The 20,749-nt window shown below is 64.0% G+C and carries 19 protein-coding genes and 2 pseudogenes; 3 read left to right on the forward strand and 18 right to left on the reverse strand.

Translation table 11 applies throughout. The annotated features are described in order from the left end of the window. The first annotated feature begins 15 nt into the window (after positions 1-15). The gene (locus KC8_RS04695) at positions 16-621 is read left to right on the forward strand and encodes a redoxin domain-containing protein (protein ID WP_010124413.1); all 606 of its coding nucleotides are present in this window, start codon (positions 16-18) and stop codon (positions 619-621) included. A gap of 34 nt (positions 622-655) precedes the next feature. Here the strand turns inward: KC8_RS04695 and KC8_RS04700 are convergent. Beyond that, positions 656-2,798: pseudogene (locus tag KC8_RS04700) on the reverse strand (ComEC/Rec2 family competence protein). A gap of 57 nt (positions 2,799-2,855) precedes the next feature. On the opposite strand from KC8_RS04700, the gene gltX reads away from it, so the two are divergent. Continuing rightward, positions 2,856-4,304: a glutamate--tRNA ligase gene (gene gltX, locus KC8_RS04705; protein ID WP_232455624.1), complete on the forward strand. Its 1,449-nt coding sequence runs from the start codon at positions 2,856-2,858 to the stop codon at positions 4,302-4,304. 24 nt (positions 4,305-4,328) lie between these two features. Beyond that, positions 4,329-5,615 (forward strand): citrate synthase, encoded by a 1,287-nt coding sequence (gltA, locus tag KC8_RS04710; protein ID WP_010124408.1) that lies wholly within the window; start codon positions 4,329-4,331, stop codon positions 5,613-5,615. 148 nt (positions 5,616-5,763) lie between these two features. Here gltA and KC8_RS04715 read toward each other — a convergent pair. The 17 genes and pseudogenes from KC8_RS04715 to KC8_RS04795 all read right to left on the reverse strand — a co-directional run. Continuing rightward, positions 5,764-6,111, reverse strand: a pseudogene (locus KC8_RS04715) (YciI family protein); the annotation flags it as partial. A gap of 91 nt (positions 6,112-6,202) precedes the next feature. Further along, positions 6,203-6,970 carry a peptidase gene (locus KC8_RS04720; RefSeq protein ID WP_010124404.1) on the reverse strand — a complete coding sequence of 256 codons (768 nt, stop codon included), beginning with the start codon at positions 6,968-6,970 and terminating at the stop codon, positions 6,203-6,205. Positions 6,971-6,987: 17 nt separating this feature from the next. Beyond that, the gene (locus KC8_RS04725) at positions 6,988-7,815 is read right to left on the reverse strand and encodes a transglutaminase family protein (protein WP_010124402.1); all 828 of its coding nucleotides are present in this window, start codon (positions 7,813-7,815) and stop codon (positions 6,988-6,990) included. A gap of 1 nt (position 7,816) precedes the next feature. Then, on the reverse strand, positions 7,817-8,752 hold the full coding sequence (locus tag KC8_RS04730) for an alpha-E domain-containing protein (protein ID WP_010124400.1): 936 nt from the start codon (positions 8,750-8,752) through the stop codon (positions 7,817-7,819). Beyond that, the gene (locus KC8_RS04735) at positions 8,752-10,230 is read right to left on the reverse strand and encodes a circularly permuted type 2 ATP-grasp protein (protein WP_010124399.1); all 1,479 of its coding nucleotides are present in this window, start codon (positions 10,228-10,230) and stop codon (positions 8,752-8,754) included. Before KC8_RS04735 ends, KC8_RS04730 begins: the two co-directional genes overlap by 1 nt. A 95-nt stretch (positions 10,231-10,325) precedes the next feature. Next, entirely contained in the window at positions 10,326-10,751 is a 426-nt protein-coding gene (locus tag KC8_RS04740) for a hypothetical protein (protein ID WP_010124398.1), read from the reverse strand. Positions 10,752-11,004: 253 nt separating this feature from the next. Further along, positions 11,005-11,706: a response regulator transcription factor CtrA gene (ctrA, locus tag KC8_RS04745; RefSeq protein ID WP_010124397.1), complete on the reverse strand. Its 702-nt coding sequence runs from the start codon at positions 11,704-11,706 to the stop codon at positions 11,005-11,007. A 123-nt stretch (positions 11,707-11,829) separates the two neighbouring features. After that, a complete protein-coding gene (locus KC8_RS04750) occupies positions 11,830-12,081 on the reverse strand; it encodes a hypothetical protein (RefSeq protein ID WP_010124396.1) in 252 nt (83 codons plus the stop codon). Between the two features lies 1 nt (position 12,082). After that, positions 12,083-13,126 carry a chemotaxis-specific protein-glutamate methyltransferase CheB gene (gene cheB, locus KC8_RS04755; RefSeq protein WP_029624374.1) on the reverse strand — a complete coding sequence of 348 codons (1,044 nt, stop codon included), beginning with the start codon at positions 13,124-13,126 and terminating at the stop codon, positions 12,083-12,085. A 27-nt stretch (positions 13,127-13,153) separates the two neighbouring features. Then, complete coding sequence (locus tag KC8_RS04760) at positions 13,154-13,603, reverse strand: chemotaxis protein CheW (protein ID WP_010124394.1); 450 nt, start codon at positions 13,601-13,603, stop codon at positions 13,154-13,156. A gap of 22 nt (positions 13,604-13,625) precedes the next feature. After that, positions 13,626-13,991 carry a response regulator gene (locus KC8_RS04765; RefSeq protein WP_010124392.1) on the reverse strand — a complete coding sequence of 122 codons (366 nt, stop codon included), beginning with the start codon at positions 13,989-13,991 and terminating at the stop codon, positions 13,626-13,628. Positions 13,992-14,033: 42 nt separating this feature from the next. Further along, positions 14,034-14,591, reverse strand: coding sequence for a chemotaxis protein CheD (locus KC8_RS04770; RefSeq protein ID WP_010124391.1), 558 nt, complete (start codon positions 14,589-14,591; stop codon positions 14,034-14,036). 5 nt (positions 14,592-14,596) lie between these two features. Further along, on the reverse strand, positions 14,597-15,622 hold the full coding sequence (locus tag KC8_RS04775) for a protein-glutamate methylesterase/protein-glutamine glutaminase (protein WP_010124390.1): 1,026 nt from the start codon (positions 15,620-15,622) through the stop codon (positions 14,597-14,599). Next, a complete protein-coding gene (locus KC8_RS04780; protein ID WP_010124389.1) occupies positions 15,619-16,488 on the reverse strand; it encodes a CheR family methyltransferase in 870 nt (289 codons plus the stop codon). The genes KC8_RS04775 and KC8_RS04780 overlap by 4 nt, the downstream gene beginning before the upstream one ends. Before the next feature lie 4 nt (positions 16,489-16,492). Continuing rightward, complete coding sequence (locus KC8_RS04785) at positions 16,493-18,568, reverse strand: chemotaxis protein CheA (RefSeq protein ID WP_010124388.1); 2,076 nt, start codon at positions 18,566-18,568, stop codon at positions 16,493-16,495. Further along, positions 18,565-18,858 carry an STAS domain-containing protein gene (locus KC8_RS04790; protein ID WP_010124387.1) on the reverse strand — a complete coding sequence of 98 codons (294 nt, stop codon included), beginning with the start codon at positions 18,856-18,858 and terminating at the stop codon, positions 18,565-18,567. Before KC8_RS04790 ends, KC8_RS04785 begins: the two co-directional genes overlap by 4 nt. Positions 18,859-18,874: 16 nt before the next feature. Further along, the gene (locus tag KC8_RS04795) at positions 18,875-20,674 is read right to left on the reverse strand and encodes a methyl-accepting chemotaxis protein (RefSeq protein WP_010124385.1); all 1,800 of its coding nucleotides are present in this window, start codon (positions 20,672-20,674) and stop codon (positions 18,875-18,877) included. Positions 20,675-20,749: the final 75 nt, after the last annotated feature.

Below are 20,749 nucleotides of genomic sequence, written 5' to 3' on the forward strand. Positions count from 1 at the left end.
GAATAGGAGCCGCCGATGATACGCCTGTCCATCGCCATCGCAACCGCCGCGCTGATCGCCACGCCCGCTTTGTCCGCTCCGCAGATCGGCAAGCCCGCGCCCGATTTCACGCTGAACGACGCCAGCGGCAAACCCGTCCGCCTGTCGGGTTTCAAGGGGCGCACGGTGGTGCTGGAATGGAACAACCCCGGCTGCCCGTTCGTGCAGAAACATTATACCAGCGGCAACATGCAGAAGGCCCAGAGCGCGGCCCATGCCCAAGGCGCGGTATGGCTGACGATCAATTCGGGTGCGCCGGGCAAGCAGGGCCATATGGCCGGGCCGCAGGCGCTGGCCTTCCAGAAGGCCGAAAAGATGCATGCCACCGCCTATCTGCTTGATCCAAAGGGCATTGCCGGCCGGGCTTATGATGCCAAGACGACGCCGCAGATGTTCGTCATCAACCCGGCGGGCACGCTGGTCTATGCCGGCGCGATCGACAACAAGCCCACCGCCGACACCGCCGACATCAAAACCGCGCGCAACCATGTGCTGGCCGCGCTGGCCGAGGTGAAGGCCGGCAAGCCGGTGTCGGTGGCGTGGAGCAAACCCTATGGCTGCGCGGTGAAATACGCCGATTGAGGGCGCTGGCGCCTTGAACAGCAGCGATTAACATTCACCGCACCGCCCAGGGCTTGCCGCGCCGTGTGTCCGCCACCGTCCGCACGGTGCCGCTTGCCAAGTCGATCGCCAGCCCCCCGGTGCGGGCCAGGAATGGCCGGTCGGCCTTCAGCCAGCGCGGACGGCAACTGCGCGGCAGGCGGCGATCGCTGACGACGATATCGGCGGCGGCGCAGGCGCGGTTCATCGCCGGGATATCGACGAAATAGGGCGATCGGGTCGCCAGCAGCGTCCATGCCCGGCCGTCGCGCCGGATCGTCGCGCGGCACAGATCGGCCCCGCAACGCGCGCCCGGCCAATCGTCGATCGCTATCGCCTCGCCTTCGACTCCCGCCGCTTCACCAAGCATGTCGCGGACATAATCGCCCGCGCGGGGGCGCAGCAGCGCAAGGCCGCCCGCTTGGCTACGCAGCGCGATATGGCGGCCGTCGCCCGTGATCAGCAAATCGGGCGCGGGCGTCGCCCGTGATCAGCAAATCGGGCGCGGGCGTCGCCAGCGCCCAAGCCGCACCGGCGACAAGCGGCAACAGCCCCAGCCGCCGCACCCGCGTCCGCCACAAGGCGATCCACAGGCCACCCGCGATCATCAATCCGAACGCGCCCGGCGGCATCGACGGCAAGGCCGCCACCGCGCCGGGCGCGGCTGCCACCATGTGGGCAATCCACAGCAGGAAAGCGAGCGCCTTGCCCACCACCCACCAAAAAGGTGCGCCCAGCCCGACCATATCGAACAGCAAGGCCAGCGCTTCGGCCGGCATGACGATGAAGGTGGTAAGCGGAATCGCGACGATGTTGGCGAATGAGCCGTAAAGCCCGGCCTTGTGAAAATGAAACAAGGCGATCGGCGCCAGCGCGACTTCCACGGCCATACCGGTGAGCAACAACGTGCCAAGCGCGCGCGCCAATCCGGCCACCCGCCCTTCTTCGCGCCGGGCGAGCAGACGTCGCAGCCGCGGATGTTCGTGGATGGCGACGATCGCGGTGACGGCGGCAAAGCTCAGCTGGAAACTCGCGCCAGCCAGCGCTTCGGGCCACAGCAGCAGGACGACCAGCGCACCCGCCGCCACCAGTCGCAAGGTGATCGCATCGCGGCCCAGCGCAATCCCGATCAACACCAGCAGCGCCGCCACGCAGGATCGAACCGTCGGCACCTCAGCCCCCGCCAGCAAGGTATAGGCGATGCCGGCCAGCGCGCCCGCACCGGCGGCGATCAATGGCAGCGGCGCACGCAGGGCCAGCGCCGGGCTGAGCGCCAGCAGGCGGAGCGCAATCAGCATCGCCCCGCCCACCACGGCGGTGACGTGCAGGCCACTGATCGACAACAAGTGGGCCAGGCCGGATCGACGCATCGCTTCGGCGTCCGCCTCCGAAATGCCACCTTGATCACCGGTCGCAAGCGCGGCGGCGATGCCCCCTTCGCTGTCCGCCAGCCGCCCCTGCACATGCGCTGAAAGCCGTGCACGCCAGCCCATGATCGTCTGCCACAATCCGGCCGCTTCGCCGGTGCCGGCGATCACCACCGGCCCCAGCGCCCGGCCGGTTGCCCCCAGCCCCTGGAACCACGCCACCCGCGCGAAATCATATGCGGCGGGCACCGCCGGATCGGGTGGTGGCATCAGCCGGGCCCGCAGCAGCACCCGGCGGCCCGGCGACAGATCCGCCGGTGCATCCGTTTCAGCGACATTGACGCGCAGTTTGGCCGGCAAGGCGGGTTGGCCGATCGGGGCTAATGTCAACCGGATGAGATCGCGCGCGGCCAGCCGATCGACCGCCAGCACCCGCCCTTCAAACCGGGTGACGGCCGGGCGATCGAGCCGGGGCGACGCGATTCGTTCCGCCCGCCACCAGATCAGCGCGCACCCGATCGCCGCGGTGGCGCCGAAAATCATCCCCGTCCGCCGCAGCCGCGCGCCCGCCGGCAACATCGCGAATCCGGCCGCGAATCCCGATCCTCCCAGCAGAAACGCGATCCAGCCCGCCCTGCCGGGCAAGATGAACCACGCGGCAATCCCCGCCCCCAGCGCCACGGGCAGCCACAAAAACAGCTGATCGCGTTCATCGTCCAGCCAGCTTTCGAGCCGCGCCAGCGCCCATGCAAAAGGGGTCTTCCACGGCGTTTGTGGTGCCGGGGAAGCCATGCTAGGGGCGGTGCCGAAATCGCTGGCCATCGGCCGCCATCCTTGGAGAAAGCGCGCGTGGGCGCAAGCATCGAAGCCGCTGTCGAGACTCGTCCGGTCGTCACCCGTTTTGCGCCTTCGCCAACGGGTTACCTGCATATCGGCGGCGCTCGTACCGCCCTGTTCAACTATCTGTTCGCGCGCCACCATGGTGGCCGTTTCCTGCTGCGGATCGAAGATACCGATCGGGCGCGCTCGACTCAGCCGGCGATCGACGCGATTCTGGATGGCCTGTCATGGCTGGGCCTGGAAGGCGACGAGCCCCCGGTATTCCAGTTCGCCCGCGCCGATCGCCATGCCGACGTGGCGAACCAGATGCTGGCCAGCGGCCATGCCTATAAATGCTTCGCCACGCAGGAAGAGCTTGCCGAACTGCGCGAACAGCAGCGCGCCGCCAAGCAGCCGCTGCGCTATGACGGCCGCTGGCGCGATCGCGATCCCGGCGAAGCGCCCGAAGGCACCCCTTTCGTCATCCGCCTGAAGGCCGAGCGCGAAGGCGAAACGACGATCCACGATCGCGTGCAGGGCGCGGTGACGGTGAAGAATGCCGAACTGGACGACATGATCCTGCTGCGTTCGGATGGCACGCCAACCTACATGCTGGCCGTTGTCGTCGACGATCATGACATGGGTGTCACCCACGTCATCCGGGGCGACGACCACCTCAACAACGCGTTCCGCCAGCTGGGCATCATTCGTGCAATGGGCTGGCCCGAGCCAATTTATGCGCATGTCCCGCTGATCCACGGTGCCGACGGCGCGAAACTGTCCAAGCGCCACGGCGCGATGGGCGTCGATGCGTATCGCGACGAACTGGGCATCCTGCCCGAAGCGCTGAACAATTATCTGCTGCGACTCGGCTGGGGCCATGGCGACCATGAATTCATCAGCCGCGAACAGGCGGTGGAATGGTTCGATCTGGCCGGGGTAGGCCGTTCGCCTTCGCGCTTCGACACCAAGAAGCTCGAAAACATGAACGGCCACTATATCCGCGAAGCCGATCCGGCCCGGCTGGCAGGCCTGATCCAAACCCGCGTCGAGGCGCTGGTGGGTGCGAATCTCGCTGAAAATGACATGGAATTGCTGCGTCGCGCCATGCCCGTTCTGCAGCCGCGGGCCAAGGATTTGGCTGATCTTGCAGATTCCGCAACCTTCCTGTTTCGCAATCGCCCCATAGACATGGACGAACGCGCCGCGACCCTGCTAGACACGCCCGCGATGGCGATCCTGGCTTCGGTCGAGAACGCAATCACATCCGCAACCGAATGGACGGTCCCCTCGTTGGAGACTGCCGTTCGTGAGGTCGCGGAAGCCGCCGGCATCGGCCTTGGCAAGGTAGCGCAGCCGCTTCGCGCGGCGCTGACCGGCCGGACGACGTCACCGGGAATTTTTGACGTCCTGGTTCTCCTCGGTCGCGAGGAAAGCCTGGGCCGACTGGCCGATCGGCTGGTTTCGGCGCGCGTCTGACGGAAATAGCAGGAGGAACGACCCATGGGGGATAGCAGCGCCAAACTCGAACTCGGCGGCAAATCGTCGGACTATAAAGTCCTGTCCGGCAGCGTTGGCCCCGATGTGCTCGACATCCGCAAATTATACGCCAACACCGGCGCGTTCACCTTCGATCCCGGCTTCACCTCCACCGCGAGCTGTGAGTCGAAGATCACCTTCATCGACGGTGACAAGGGTGTCCTCCTCCACCGCGGCTACCCGATCGACCAGCTGGCCGAGCAGTCGAACTTCATGGAAGTCAGCTACCTGCTGCTGAACGGCGAACTGCCGTCGAAGTCGGAACTGGATAAGTTCAGCGGCACGATCACGCGCCACACGATGGTGCACGAACAGCTTGCCCAGTTCTATCGCGGTTTCCGCCGCGACGCGCACCCGATGGCGGTGATGTGCGGCGTGGTCGGCGCGCTTTCGGCATTCTACCATGATTCGACCGACATCGCCGATCCGCACCAGCGCCTGGTGGCCAGCCACCGCCTGATCGCCAAGATCCCGACGATCGCGGCGATGGCGTACAAATATACGGTCGGCCAGCCCTTCGTCTATCCGCGCAACGACCTGTCCTACACCGGCAATTTCCTGAACATGACGTTCAGCGTGCCGGCCGAGGAATATGAAATCGATCCCGTCGTCGAAGCGGCGATGGACAAGATCTTCATCCTGCACGCCGATCACGAACAGAATGCGTCGACGTCGACCGTGCGCCTTGCCGGTTCGTCGGGCGCCAATCCGTTCGCGTGCATCGCCGCCGGCATCGCCTGTCTGTGGGGCCCGGCGCATGGCGGCGCCAACGAAGCAGCGCTCAACATGCTGCGCGAAATCGGCCATATCGATCGCATTCCGGAATATATCGCCCGCGCCAAGAACAAGGACGATCCGTTCCGCCTGATGGGTTTTGGCCATCGCGTGTACAAGAATTACGATCCGCGCGCGAAGGTGCTCGGCAAGGCCGCGACCGAAGTGCTCAACAAGCTGGGCAAGCAGGATCCGATCCTCGACGTCGCCCGCAAGCTGGAAGAGATCGCGCTCACCGATCCCTATTTCGTCGAAAAGAAGCTCTACCCGAACGTGGATTTCTATTCGGGCGTGATCCTGTCGGCGATCGGTTTCCCGACGACGATGTTCACCGTGCTGTTCGCGCTCGCCCGCACCGTCGGCTGGGTCGCACAGTGGAACGAAATGATTGCCGATCCCGAACAGAAGATCGGTCGCCCGCGCCAGCTCTACACGGGCCACGCGCAGCGCGATTACGTGCCGGTCGGCCAGCGCTGATCCCGGCCAACGATTACGCAAAAAGCCCGGTCTTCCATGGGGAAGGCCGGGCTTTTTGTTTACCGGCGACGGCTTAACGGTCCGCCATTTTCTCGCGGATGCGATCTTCCTGTTCGGCAATTGCGGGCGTCATCGCATCGCCGAAATCGGCGACCTCGAAAATCGGGCGAATTTCGATCTCGCTCGGCCCCGGCATCGGATTGGGGCAGCGTTTCACCCATTCCACCGCTTCGGCCATATCTTTCACCTGCCATAGCCAGAAACCGGCGACGAGTTCGCCGGTGTGCGGGAACGGACCATCGATCACTTTCCGATCCGGCCCGTCAAAGGCAATCCGCTTGCCCCTGACCGAGGGATGCAGCCCTTCGCCCGCCAGCATGATGCCGGCGTCAGCGAGTTCCTCATTATATTTGCCCATCGCTTCCAGCATTTCGGTGGATGGCATCATCTCCGCTTCGCTGTCGGCGGTCGCTTTCACCATGACCATCACGCGCATTGCTTCACTCCTCCGATCGATCAGAACCTGATCCGGCCCGCGAACAAGACGAACATCGCAACCCTATCCAAACAGGACGCTGGCCCCCAATTCAGTGCCGCTGCACGATCCCCGCCTGCGCCAGGAACGGCGGATCGGGAATAGTCGCCCGGCTTTCGTTCAACAGCATCGACCAGCGGCGCGACAGATCGGCGAAATAGGCGTCGTCGACTTCGATCCGCCGGCGGATAACGGGCAGTTCGGGATCGGCCGGCATCACCACCATATCGAACGGCAACCCCACCGACAGATCCGACCGGATCGTGCTGTCGAAGGACAAAAGGCCAACCTTGACCGCTTCGTCCAGCGCGGATTCATAGGTCATCGCGCGATCGAGTATCGGTTTGCCGTACGCCGTTGCGCCAATTTGCAGGAAGGGCGTATCGGCGCCGCATTCGATGAAATTGCCGGCATCGTAGATCAGATACAGCCGGATCGGGCCATCGCCGATCCGCCCGCCCAGCAACAGCGAAATACCCGAGGACACGCCGGCCGCCACCAGCGCGGGCTTCAGTTCGGAACCCGCGGTCATCACCGCTTCACCAACCAGCTGCGCCGCACGGAACATCGTCGGCATATGATCGATCCGGCGCGGCGGTTCATCAGCCGCCACGGGCGGCAATCCTTCGGCCAGCTGGCCCAGAACATGCTGGGTGACGGACAGGTTGCCCGCGCTCATGCACAGGATCAGCCGATCATCGCTGTCGGCCAGAACGTGCATCTTGCGATAGGTGGAGATATTGTCGATCCCCGCGTTGGTACGCGTGTCGGAGATCATGATCAGCCCTTCGCGCAACAATATGCCGACGCAATAGGTCATGCTCCGCTCCCTTTCCGTCAGGCCTGTTCCTGCCCCTGATCAAGGCCGACCCGCACGCCGACGTCCATGATTTCGCTTCCGCCGCCAGTGCGCGTCCCTGATACCGGAGCCGCATCCCGATAGTCGAGACCGATCGCGACGCGCACATAGCGATCATCCGGACAACGATCCGCCGTGGCATCGAACGCGATCCAGCCAAATTCGGGAATATGCAATTCCACCCAGGCATGGGCGGCCTGGTGCCATTCATGCTGATGCGCGGGACGCAGCACATGCCCCGATACATAGCGGCCCGGCAGCCCCAGTTGCCGGGCCGTCGCAAGATGAATGTGGGCGATATCGCTGGCATTGCCCGCCCCTTCGCCAAAGGCGGCAACCGCATTGCGCACCGAATGGCGGCGATCCCGATCGAAACGGATGCGGCGATGGATCAACGCCATCAGCCGATGCGCCCGATCGAATGGCGCCACATCGGCCGCCGCAACCTCCATCGCCAGCGCGCGCATCGCTTCGTTCGCCGTCGTCAACGGTGTCGACCGGGCGTACAGCGGCGGCGGCAAAGTTTCGATCGTTCCCGTAACCATGCCGGCGCGATCCTCGGTCAGCACCTCGCCAGTCACGGTCAGGCTTACGGACGTGACCGGGCCATCGACATACAGCATCGCGGTTTCATTGCCGAACCCATCCCGGCCCGGCCGCAGCCGGGCGTTGCGATCAACGTCGACCCGCCAGTCGACAATGGTCTGCCCGACATGGCTGTTCGGCGTCAGGCGCAACAACTGGACGACGCGGGCCTGCGGCTCGCTGAACCGATAATCGGTGCGATGGTGGATGTAGAGGCGCATGTCAGACGAAGCGGAACTGCTTTCCGATCGCCTGGTCAAGTACGGAATTGTCGACGATGAAGGCCGAGAGATATTCGTGCAGCCCCCCGGCGATGATCTGGCCGATCGTCGTGCGGCCAAGTGCCGCCTGCCGCTGGCGCGCCAGCCGATCGGCCTCCCCCTGAAGCCCGGTGCGCTTGCCGAGCAGGGTAAGCTGAGTGACCACCTCATCCGCTGATGCGGCCAGCGAGCGTGGCAATTCCCGCCGATGGATCAGTAATTCGGCGACCTGCACCGGCCGCAGGCCATCACGGTACAGCCAGCGATAGGCGGTCACGGCCGACACGGTATGCAGAATCGTCGTCCATTGATCGCGATCGATGACGCCACCGACCATTTCGCCTTCGGGCAGCAGCAGATGATATTTCACGTCGATCAGCCGTGCGGTGTTATCCGCCCGTTCTATCGCGGCCCCCAGGCCGATGAACCATGAACTTTCATTGCGCAGCATCCGGTGCAGCGCGCCTTCGAAACCGCGCGTTTCCGCCTTCACCGCATCCACCAGCGCCAATGTCGCCTGCGTGCCGCCGGTGGATGATCGATCGCGCAGGCCTAGCCAGGCGCGGTTGATCGCCTCCCATGCTTCGCGCGACAAAGCGGTGCGGACAGCGCGGGCATTGCTGCGCGCCTTATCCAGACAGGAGCGGATCGAGCTGTGATTATCCGCGGCAAGCGTCAGATATCGCACAACGTTCTGCGGGGATTTGGCTTCCCCCATCGCATTGAAGCTGTGGTCCGCCGCGGCGACCAGCAGGGCGCTTTCCCACGCCCCCTTCCCCGCCGGCCGCGCCGAAAGCGCATCAAGGCGGATCGTCGCCTCGATCAGCCGCGCGGTAAATTCGGCCCGTTCGACATAACGGCCCAGCCAGTAAAGCGATGCGGCGGTGCGACTGAGCATTAACGTCCCCCCTGCATCTGGCCGTGCATCTGGCTGCCATCCGCCCCTGCCGGATCATCCAGCAGCACCATGCTGTCCTTGGTTCCACCGCCCTGGCTGGAATTGACCACCAGCGACCCTTCACGCAACGCAACGCGGGTCAGACCGCCGGGCACGATCGTCACCCCGTTCGCACCCGACAGAACGAAGGGTCGAAAATCGACGTGGCGCGGCGCTATGCCGGCATCGGTCAGCGTCGGCACCGTCGACAGCGCCAGCGTCGGCTGGGCGATGTAGCGATGGGGTTCGGCGATCAGCGCGGCGCGAAACTGGTCGATCTCCGCCCTGCTTGCCGTCGGGCCGACCAGCATGCCATAGCCACCCGATCCGTCGACCAGTTTCACCACCAGTTCGGGCAGGTGTTCCAGCACATATTTCAGGCAATCCGCTTCCCGGCACCGCCATGTTTCGACATTGGGCAGCTTGGCATCGCTTCCGGTATAATATTTCACGATTTCCGGCATATAGCTGTAAATCGCCTTATCATCGGCGATCCCCGTGCCCGGCGCGTTCACCAAGGTGACGTTGCCCGCCATATAAGCCGAAATCAGCCCGGGCACGCCCAGCACCGAATCCGGCAGGAACACCAGCGGATCGATATAATCATCATCGATGCGACGGTAGATCACGTCGACCCGCACCGGCCCTTCGATCGTCTTCATCCAGACGATATCATCGTCGACGAACAGATCCGCCGCCTCGACCAGTTCGATGCCCATCGAATCGGCCAGGAAACTATGTTCGTAGAAAGCCGAATTATAATGGCCTGGGGTCAGCAGCACGCAGACCGGGTTGCTCGCCTGTCCGCGCGGCGCCACCGAACGCAGCGTTGCGTGCAGCGCATCGGGATAATTGTCGACCGGGGCGACCGGAAACATTTCGAACAGTTCGGGGCAAAGCCGCAGCATCGCTTCCCGATTTTCGAGCATGTAGGATACGCCCGATGGCGTGCGGGCATTATCTTCCAGCACAAAGAACTGGTCCGGCCCGGTGCGGACGAGATCGATTCCGCAAATATGGGCAAATATCCCGTGCGGCGGCCGTGTACCGGCCAGGCCGGGGCGGAATTGCGGATTACCGAGGATCAGATCGGCCGGCACAACCCCATCAGCGATGATTCGGCGCGCGCCATACACATCATCCAGAAAGGCGTTGATCGCCTCCACCCGTTGCACCAGCCCATCGGACAACCCGGCCCATTCGGTCGATGTGAAGATGCGGGGCACGATATCGAACGGAATGATGCGTTCGGCGGCTTCCTCTTCACCGTAAACCGCAAAGGTGATGCCAAGCTGGCGGAAGGCCACTTCGGCCGCTTTCTGTCGTCGATCCAGTTCTGCGGGCGGCGTATCGTGGATCCATCCACCCAGCGCGTTGAACTCGGGCCTTGTGGCATCGCCATGGCCCCGGATTTCGTCGAAAGCGGCTCGTTTCCCCATAGGCTGCTTTGCGCGTCCTTTCTGTTACAGAAGGGAGACTGCATCGCTTTGCTGCATTGCACAAGAGGTTCATGCAATGCAGCCTTTGCCTCCCCTCACACGCTCATAAAATCCGGGTAGCGGGCCAGGAGTTCCCCAAACTCATTGTCAGAAATGTTAAATTCGAAATGCTGCGCGTCCGCCGTCTGGCGCAGGCCATAAACGTTGGACCACGCCCAGCCCGCCGCACCATTTTCCGGACGAATCTCCCAGCGCAGATGGCACAGCGCCGCCCCGCCCGAAACCGGCTCCACCCGATGATCAATCAGGCGGATATCGACGCCGATGCCGCTGCGTTCAAACCGGTCGAGATGCGCCTGCACCATCGCCACCGCCTCGCCCCGATCATCGAACCGCGAAACATAGCCGCCGGTGAACGAGACATAGGGAAAACCATAATGATCGGCGAGCGCCGCCGCCCCGCCACTGGCCATCGCATCCCCATAGCTACGGCAAAATGCGTCCGCGCGCTCGATATCCATGATTCGCCTCTCCCATTTAGTTTCATATATTCACTAAATTAGAGCGCCGTTCCGGGACAGCGAAAAAAATCACATATATCTGAATGTTTTGACCATTTTCCGACGATCTTAAGGTAGGCCTGATGCCGCCGCGATCGAAATGATTGATCTGATCGGTGGGCGTTCATTCCGGCCAGCCAGCAAGCATAAGAAAGGGGCCGGCAGCGTCATCAGGCTGCCGACCCCTTTCTTATGCTTGCCAGGTAACGCCCGATCAGGCGACTTCGGCGATCGCCACATCATCGGGATCGCGCAGCACATAGCCGCGGCCCCAGACCGTTTCGATATAATTGTCGCCGCTGCACGCCAGGCTCAATTTCTTGCGCAGCTTGCAGATGAAGACGTCGATGATCTTGAGTTCGGGTTCGTCCATGCCGCCGTAAAGATGGTTCAGGAACATCTCCTTGGTCAGCGTCGTGCCCTTGCGGAGCGAAAGCAGCTCCAGCATCGCATATTCCTTGCCGGTCAGGTGGACGCGCGATCCATCGACCTCGACGGTCTTGGCATCGAGGTTCACCGCCAGCTTGCCCGTGCGGATCACCGACTGGCTATGGCCCTTGGAACGACGGACAACGGCATGAATGCGCGCCACCAGTTCTTCGCGATGAAACGGCTTGGTGACATAATCGTCGGCGCCAAAGCCCAGCGCGCGGACCTTGGAATCCATTTCGGCAATGCCCGACAGGATCAGAACCGGCGTCTGCACCCGCGCCGCCCGCAACTTTTTCAGCACGTCATAGCCGTGCATGTCGGGCAGATTGAGATCGAGTGCGATCAAATCATAATCATACAGCTTGCCCAGATCGAGGCCTTCTTCGCCCAGATCCGTTGTGTAGACGTTGAAACCTTCGGCATTCAGCATCAGTTCGATGCTCTTGGCCGTCGTCGGTTCGTCCTCGATCAGCAGCACGCGCATAGCGATCTGTCCCCTCTCGCCCCCCGCGGAGACATCAGTCCCCACATGCGAATAGATGATTAACCAACGCGTTGATGAACGCAAAAGGTTAATAGCGGGTAAAGCGCAGTTAACGCGTTTCCGTCAGACCGTGCCGAGCCGACGACAAATGCTTTCCAGCGTTGCGCGATTTGCCGCCGCCTGAATATCCGGCGCCCGCAGAATTGCGGCGATAGCCGCCTGCCGCTGGCCGATATCGTCCAGCGACTGAAGCTCTGACATATGCCCGGCCGCGACAACCGGGTTGCCACACAGTGCGATGCCCAATTGTTCGAGCGCCAGGCGTGACGCATCAAGTTCATCGGCCAGCAGGGCAAGAATGCGATGGTCATCCATGTCAGGCGGCCGCCTGCGCGCGGCGGCATTCGCCGAGCAGGACCGCGCCCACAGTATCGAGAGCAACGATCTGCCCCGCCGCCCCTGCCGCAACGGCCGCTGCCGGCGCCTCGCGCATCATCGCCGTGGCGGGATCCTGAACGATCGCACCGCCGCCCGCGGCACGCAGCGCCTTCAGCCCTGCCACGCCATCGGTGCCCATGCCGGTCAGCAGCACGCCAACGGCATCCGCCCTGGCCGTCTTTGCCAGCGTTGCAAATAACAGGCTGGCCGACGGCCGGCTGCCAGCCACCGGATCGGACGCAATCAACCGCATCGACGCATCCGGCCAACGATCGACGACAATGTGAAAACGCGGGTCGGCGGCCACATAAATGTGCCCCTGCAAAAGCGCGAGGCCATCCTGAGCCAGTTGTACGGACGCCTTGGTGGCATCGTTCAGCCGGGCGACGAACGGATCGATGAAATCCGGATCCAGCGGCATCACGATCAGCGTCGGCGGGCAATTGGCCGGAAATTCCGGCATGATCTGCAGCAAGGCATCGACGCCGCCGGTGGCTGCGCTGATCGCGACGATCCGGCCATTCCAGTCAAACTGTTCCTCGGCCGCCTTCACCGTTCTACGCCGTTCCCCGGACGGTACCCTGCCCGCCGCCGCCGCGCGCACCAGCGCCGTCAGCTTCGGCGCAAGGAGCGCGAATTCCTCCAGCGTGGCCTGCGTCGGTTTCGGAAAGCATTCGACCGCGCCCAGTTCCAGCGCGCGCAAGGATGCCGACGCCCCTTTCTGCGTCAGGGTAGACAGCATGACGACCGGCATCGGCCGATCACGCATCACCTCTTCCAGGAATTCCAGGCCGCTCATTCCCGGCATTTCGACATCGAGGGTCATGACGTCGGGTTTCAGCGCGATGATCTGTTCACGCGCTTCATCGGCATCGCCGGCATGGCCGACGACATCGATGCCGTCCGCTTTTTCCAGCACGCCACTGAACAGCGCGCGCATCGTGACCGAATCATCAACCACCAAAACCCGAACGTGCGACATTTCCCGGTTTCCCTGGCTTGAGGGCGATCAGGCGGCGTCGGCCAGTGGCTCCCGCACCCGTTCACGGACGAGTTCATCGAGATTGAGCACCATCACCATGCGGTCATCGACGGACACAAGCCCTTCGAGGAAGGCGCTGGCGGTTTCGGTGCCCAGTTCCGGAGGCGACTGCAGATCGGCTTCGTCGATGGCGACGATATCGTTCACCGCATCGACAATAAGCCCTTGCAGCTGATCATGAATCTGGACGACGATGATGACGTGACGGGCGGTCGGCTCGGCAAGCCCCCAGCCCAGTCGTGCAGACAAATCAAACACCGGCAGCACCGTGCCGCGCAGATTGACCACGCCGCGCACATGGGCGGCCGTGTGCGGCAGGACCGTGGTAGGCGTCCAGGCGCGGATTTCCCGGATCGCCATGATATCCACGCCGAGAAACTGTTCCCCGATCTGGAAGGTGATGAGCTGGCGCGACATGTTTTTTTCCTTGTTGTTATGGTCAGTGGGAAACGCGGCGGATGGCCGATGCGAGCTTTTCCGGATCAAACGGCTTGACGATCCAGCCCGTGGCGCCGGCCTGCCGGGCGCGGGCCTTCTTGTCGTCCGAGCTTTCGGTGGTGAGCACGAGGATCGGCATGTCGCGAAAACGCGGTCGCGTACGCAATTCCTCGATCAGCCCGAACCCGTCCATCCGCGGCATATTGATGTCGGTGATGACGATGCTCGGCGCATTGCTGTCCAGCCATTCCAGCGCGGCCACGCCATCTTCGGCTTCCGCCACCTCATAGCCGCGCGCCGTCAATGCGGTGCGCAGCAGCAATCGCATGCTGGGCGAATCATCAACGGCCAGAATCGTCTTGGACATGGGCTTGATCTCCGGTCGACTGCTCTGGTCGGGCATCCATGGTTAAAAAAGCTCTACATCGCCGGTGCCGCCGGGCTGCGGTATCCGGGTTTCTTCGATCGGCAGGGCCGCCTCCACCATCCGGCAGCGCACCTGCCCGGCGGCCGGGCGGAAATCCACGCGGCGCGGCAGGCTGCCGCCGATATTCGCCTGGCTCAGTTCGATACCGTCGTTGACGAGGAATCCCTGCGCGAAACGGCCATTATCGGTGCCTATCGCCCGCATCCCCGCATGCAGGTTCGCGCCGCCATAAAGATGCGCGCGCAACCGCGAACGGCTGGCCCCGCGCTTCAGCATCTCGTTGACGAGCAGTTCCATCGCATAGACGCCATAGCGTTCGGCCTCCCCTTCGTCGCGGAGGCGGCCGTGACGCGGTTCGGACAGCAGGAAATGGTTCATGCCGCCGATCCGCGCGCGCGGATCATGCAGGCAGCAGGCGATGCAACTGCCCAGCACCGTCGTCAGCACCACCGTGGGATCGTCGGTCACGAAGGTCATGCCCTGCATCACATTGACCCGGCGTTCGATGCCGGAGGCGATGGCAGCGGCGGGGGCGACCATGACGCTCATCGGCTGCAAAGCTCCAGCGCCCGCTGCGCAATGCGATCAAGCGGCAGTTCATCAACGACGGCGCCAAGCCGGTTGGCCACGCGCGGCATGCCATAGATGAGCGAGGTCGCCTCATTCTGGCCGATCGTGGCCGCGCCCGTCTGGCGCATTTCCAGCAATCCTTGCGCGCCATCATTGCCCATGCCCGTCAGGATGATGCCGACAGCCCTGTTGCCCAGGCATTGCGCGACCGACCGGAACAGCACGTCCACCGACGGGCAATGGCCATTGATCGGTGCGGCTTCGATCAGCCGCACATGGGGTTTCTGCGCACCGCGCACCATCGCGTGGCGCGAACCGCCGGGGGCGATGTAGACCGTCCCTTGTTCCAGCAGATCATCATGCCCCATTTCGACGACGCGCGGCGCGAGTGTGGCATCGAGCCGGGTGGCGAAACAACTGGTGAACAAGGCCGGCATATGCTGGACGATCACCGTCGGCGGGCAGTTTTCCGGGAAATGCGACAGCACGGCGCCCAGCGCCTCCACCCCGCCGGTGGACGCCCCGATCGCGATGGTGCGGCCGTTCCAGACGAAGCCGTCCTGCGGTCTCGCCCGCACGCCGGATTCCAGCCGGGCACGGCGGCGGCTTTGCGCGGCCTGCTTTACCTTGCGCGCCAGTACCCCGTCATCGATGCACAGCAGATCGGCCATGCCGCCTTCGGGTTTGGCGTAGCAATCGACCGCCCCCAGTTCGAGCGCGCGCAACGTGGCGTCCGCGCCGGCGCGGGTGAGGGTCGACACCATCACCACCGGCGTCGGCCGCAGCCGCATGATCTTGTCGAGGAAATCGAGACCGTTCATTTCGGGCATCTCGATATCGAGCGTGATGACGTCGGGATCGAGTTCCTTGATCATCGTCCGCGCGATGCTCGCCCGATCGGCCGTGCCGATCACCTCGATATCGGGATCACGCCGCAGCAGACCGGAAAGCAAGGCCCTCATTGTCGGTGAATCATCGACGATCAGGGTGCGCACCGTCATGCGCCGGTCTTTCGGTAGATCGTCTGGCCCACCGCGCTGAAATGATCCGTCGCCGGGCCAACCAGCCGTTCGGAATGGCCGATGTACAGATAGCCGCCAGGCACAAGCTGGTCCGCCATACGCGCGATCAGCCGGGCCTTCGTCGGCTCGTCGAAATAGATCATCGTGTTGCGGCAGAAGATGACGTCGAACCGGCCCCGCATCGGCCATTCATTGAGCAGGTTGAGTTGCCGGAACCGGATCAGCCCGCGCAACGCATCGGCCATCTGCACGCCATCCGCCGTCTTGCGCGTCCAGAGCCTGCCCAGCGCCGCCGGAATTTCATCCGCAGCCGATGCGGGGTAAAGCCCGCGGCGCCCCGTATCGAGCACCTGGCGGTTCAGGTCGCTGGCCAGCGCCACGACATCGCCATTGCGCAGCGCCTGCGCCTCATTGGCATCGGCGCCCAGCAAGGTCATCATCAGCGAATGCACTTCCTCGCCGCTCGACGAACCGGCGGACCACAGGCGCACCCGCTGGCGCCTTTGCGCCATCGCCAGCAAAGCCGGGCGGACATGATCGGTGAAATGTTCGAAATGGTGATTTTCGCGGAAGAATTTGGTGTGGTTGGTGGTCAGCGCCTCGATCGCGGCGATCCGTTCGTCGCGGTCATTGCGCAGCAGCGCGACATAATCGCCGAACCTGGCCAGCCCGCGCGCGCGCAGCAGCTTGGTAAGGCGCGAATAGACCAGCATCGCCTTGCCTTCGGCCAGCACGATACCGGAATGGCTGTGGACCAGAGCCGCGATCGCGGTGAAATCGCTGCGGGTGAACGGGTAGCTTTCGGCCGATCCCCCGCCACCTTTGCCAAAATCATCGTTGAACATCGGATCAGGCCCGCAGCAACATCGGCGGCGTATCGCCATCGAGCGCGACCAGCGATTCCACGTCGATGATCAGCGCCACGCGACCATCGCCCAGGATGGTGGCCCCGGCGCACCCATCGACCGGCCGATAATTGGCTTCGAGGCTCTTGATGACGACCTGCCGCTGATCGAGAATGGCGTCGACCATCAGCACCGCCTGACCGTGATCCTCGGTTTCGACGACGATCAGCACGGCTTCGGCGGGATTGGTCCGGCCTCCCGTGACACCAAGCTTGTCGGCGACGGATTGCACCGGCAGATATGTGCCACGCACATCCAGCATATGACGATCCCGCCCCAGCGGCTTCACCGCGCCGGGCAAGGGCCGCAGGCTTTCGATGATGTGCGTCAGCGGGATGACGTAGGTTTCCGCCCCTACCGAGACGATCATCCCGTCGACGATGGCGAGCGTCAACGGCAAGGCGAGCGTGAAAATGGAGCCATGGCCGGGGCGCGAACTGATCGTGATCCGCCCGCCCAGCGCCTGCACATTCCGGCGAACGACATCCATGCCAACGCCGCGCCCGGAAATGTTCGACACCGTAGTCGCGGTGGAAAATCCGGGCGCGAAGATCAGATTGTCGATCTCCTCGTCGCTCAGCCGCGCGTCGGCGGCGATGATCCCGCGTTCGGCCGCCAGCGCATAGACCCGCTCGCGATCGATGCCCTTGCCGTCATCTTCGACGGTGATCAGGATACGGCCGCCGCGATGCTCCGCCGCCAGCCGGACGACGCCTTCGGGATCCTTGCCGGCCGCGATCCGTTCGGCCGGGCTTTCGATGCCATGATCAACCGAATTGCGGATCAGATGGGTCAGCGGGTCGCCGATCCGTTCGATCACCGTCTTGTCGAGTTCGGTCGTCTCGCCCGCCACATCGAGGCGGACGCGCTTGCCGGTCTGCGTTTCAAGCTCGCGAATGATGCGGGGCACGCGGCTGAACACCGATTTGACCGGCTGCGCGCGGATCGCCATCGCGCTGTCCTGCAATTCGCGCGTCAGATGATCGAGATCACTCAGTTCCTGGATCGCGCCCTGGCCACAGCCCTGCAACCGCTGCGTCAGCATCGCCTGCGTGATGACGAGTTCACCGACAAGGTTCACCAGCCGATCCAGCTTGTCGAGATCGACACGGATGGACTGCCCACCCGGCGCCGGCGTGGCGGCGACCGACGGATTGCCGACGTCCGCCTTTGGCGCGGCCGGTACGATCGGGACGATATTGGCCGGGGGCGCGACACTTGCGTCGTCGCGTGTGATTTCCAGCAGGCAATCGTCGGCGACAAATTCGAAAACCTCTTCGATCACGGCACGGTCGACCGTCTCCGGCACGGTCAACGTCCAGCCGAGATAGGCGCCGTCGGGATCGAAATCGGTGATGAGGGGTACGGCATCCGTATCAACCGCGACGATCGCACCACCCAGCGCGATCAGTTCGCGCAGCAGCAGCAGCGGTTCGCCACCCCGGTGGAGCGCGCCCCGCCCCGGCACCAGCCGCACCCGCCAAGGCCGGGCCGCCAATCCGGTGTCAGGCACGAGATCAGCATCGCCCTGGTCAAGACCGCCGATCAGCGCAGCGAGATCGAAGCTCAGATCGATGCCCGGCGATGCGGCCGGTGGCGGTGCAACGTCCATCGCGGCCGCATCCGCCATCGGGATCGGCCGTTCACCCGATCCGATCGCCTTCAGCCGTTCCAGCACCTCGCCGTCGTCGGGTGCATCGCCCTGGCCGCGTACCGCCGCGACATGATCGGTCAGCACGTCAAACGCCCGCAACAGGATCGGCATAACCCCCTGATCCAGCGCCAGATCGCCGCTGCGCGCCAGATCGAGCACGGTTTCGAAATGGTGGGTGAAGGATTGCAGCGCGGTAAAACCGAACGCGCCTGCCCCACCCTTGATCGAGTGAACCGCGCGAAAGATCGTGTTGATGGTTTCCCCGTCATGATCACCGGCGCGGCAGGCCATCAGCCCGGCTTCGGCGCTCGCCAGCCCTTCATCGCATTCCTGGAAGAAGATTTGCTGGATCTCTTCGTTGGTCACGACGCGGCCCCTTGTTCGGCCCGCACGATGGCAAGCCGTTCAGCGATGCCGGCCAGTTCGCTCGCAACCATCAGCGCATCCGAGGGCGCCTCGATCGCCAGTTCCACACCGGCCGCTGCCGCCGACCGGCACGCGCTCAACAGCATTTGAAGCCCGGCCTGACCGATCTGGTCCACCTTGTCGGCGACCAAAGTCACCGGCACCGCGGACTGGATCGCGTCGCGCAGTTCGGGAACGAGAAGCGACACCGCCTCGCGATCCATCACCGGCAACAGGCTGATGACCTTCATCCGCTGCTCCCTTCGTTCAGAACTCGGCCCAATCGTTGGGCGCGACGGCAAGGTTGCTGCGCGCGGATGCCACAAGCCGCCGCGCCGGGGCGGCCGATCTGATCTTCACCGGTTCGCGCGAAGGCGCCACCGCATCGACCCGGAAGCGCCGGGTCAGTTCCGCCAGTTGATCGGCCTCCGATGCCAGGCTGCGGGCGGCGGCATTCGATTGTTCCACCATCGCGGCGTTTTGCTGGGTCATCTTGTCCATATCGGTGACGGCCGTGTTTACCTGCTGCATGCTGGCCGCCTGCGCCTCGGCCGACGCGGAAATCTGGCTGGCCAGCGTGGCGATTTCCGCCACCTTGCCGACAATCCGGTCCAGCGCTTCGCCCGTCTGGCCGACAAGCTGAACGCCATCGGCCACCTGTTTGGTGCTGGTCTGGATCAGAAGCTTGATATCCTTGGCGGCGTCCGCCGAACGCTGGGCCAGCGCCCGCACCTCGTTGGCGACGACGGCAAACCCCTTGCCCGCATCCCCCGCGCGGGCCGCTTCCACGCCGGCATTCAGCGCCAGCAAATTGGTCTGAAAGGCAATGCCATCGATCACCGCGATAATCTGGGCGATTTCCTGCGCGGATTGTTCGATCCCACCCATCGCATCCACCGCCGATCGAACGACGCGACCGCCTTCGCTGGCGTCGCCATGCGCTTCGGCGATCGCGCGATTGGCGTGCGCGGCCCCCTTGGCGGTTTCGCGAACCGCGACGGTGATCTGTTGCATCGCAGCCGCGGTTTCTTCCAGCGAGGCCGCCTGCTGTTCGGTACGGCGCGACAGATCATCCGAAGCCTGGCTGATCTCGCCGGCGCCGGTGTGAATGCTGTCGGCACTTTCGATCACCCCGGCAATCGCCCCGGAAAGCTGGCTGGCAGCTTCGTTGAAGTCGCGGCGCAATGCCTCATAACCCGGGGGCAGCGCATCGATGCGGGTGTCGAGCGCGCCTTCCGCCAACTGGCGCAGGCTGCGGCCGACGCTGTCGACCATATCGGCCAGCCCCGCATCCGCATCGCGCTTGGCGATGCTGACATTGCGCAGTTCCACGGCCGCGCGGGCGAGATCGCCGATTTCGTCGCTGCGGTCCGCACCCTCGATGGCGACGTCAAGACGCCCGGCAGCAATCGCCATCAACGCCCCGCTCGCCGACGTCAGATCATCGGCGATGGCCGTTCGCGTACGGGCAAGCAACGCCATCAGCCGCCACGACAGCAACGCCAATGCCGCGATCATCGCCAGCGCCATGCCGATCTTCGCCCAGATCTGCGCGGCTTCATTGGCAGCCAGCGCCTCAACAAACGGATTGCGCAGGCTTTCGATCGAATCATCGATCGCGCCGCCATAACGGGTCATTTCAGCAAGGCCGGCCGCCGTACGTTGCGCGGGATCGGCCATTTTCAACGCCAGCGCGACATAGGCCTGGGACGAAGCATCAATGGTATCGAGGATGCGCTGATCGGCCTGCCCGACATTCGGGCGAAGTTCCGCCACCGCCGTGGCAAAGTCCGTCGCATTGCCCTTCACCGCGTCGATCGTTTCCGCCGACGGCACCGTTGCGGCGCGATAGATGTCGCGCTCCAGCGAGGCGAAATCCTTTTCCAGCAGCGCCACTTCCAGCGTGCTTGCGGACACTTCGTTACCGCGGTTGATCGTATACAGATCGGCAGCCGCACCAATGGCGGTCAACCCGAGGACGACGCCCCCGAGCACAATGAACATCCGGCGTTGCTGGTTGAGCCGCTCGCCAATGGTGAGCGCTGCGCGGCCCCGGTTATTCAACATTTACTGCCCCTTGCCCGATCGGCGGATTGCCGGATTTCAGGGCCACGCTAGGGGCAGAGGGTTAACCGATCGGAA

The organism is Sphingomonas sp. KC8 (assembly GCF_002151445.1).
Taxonomy (GTDB): domain Bacteria; phylum Pseudomonadota; class Alphaproteobacteria; order Sphingomonadales; family Sphingomonadaceae; genus Sphingomonas_E.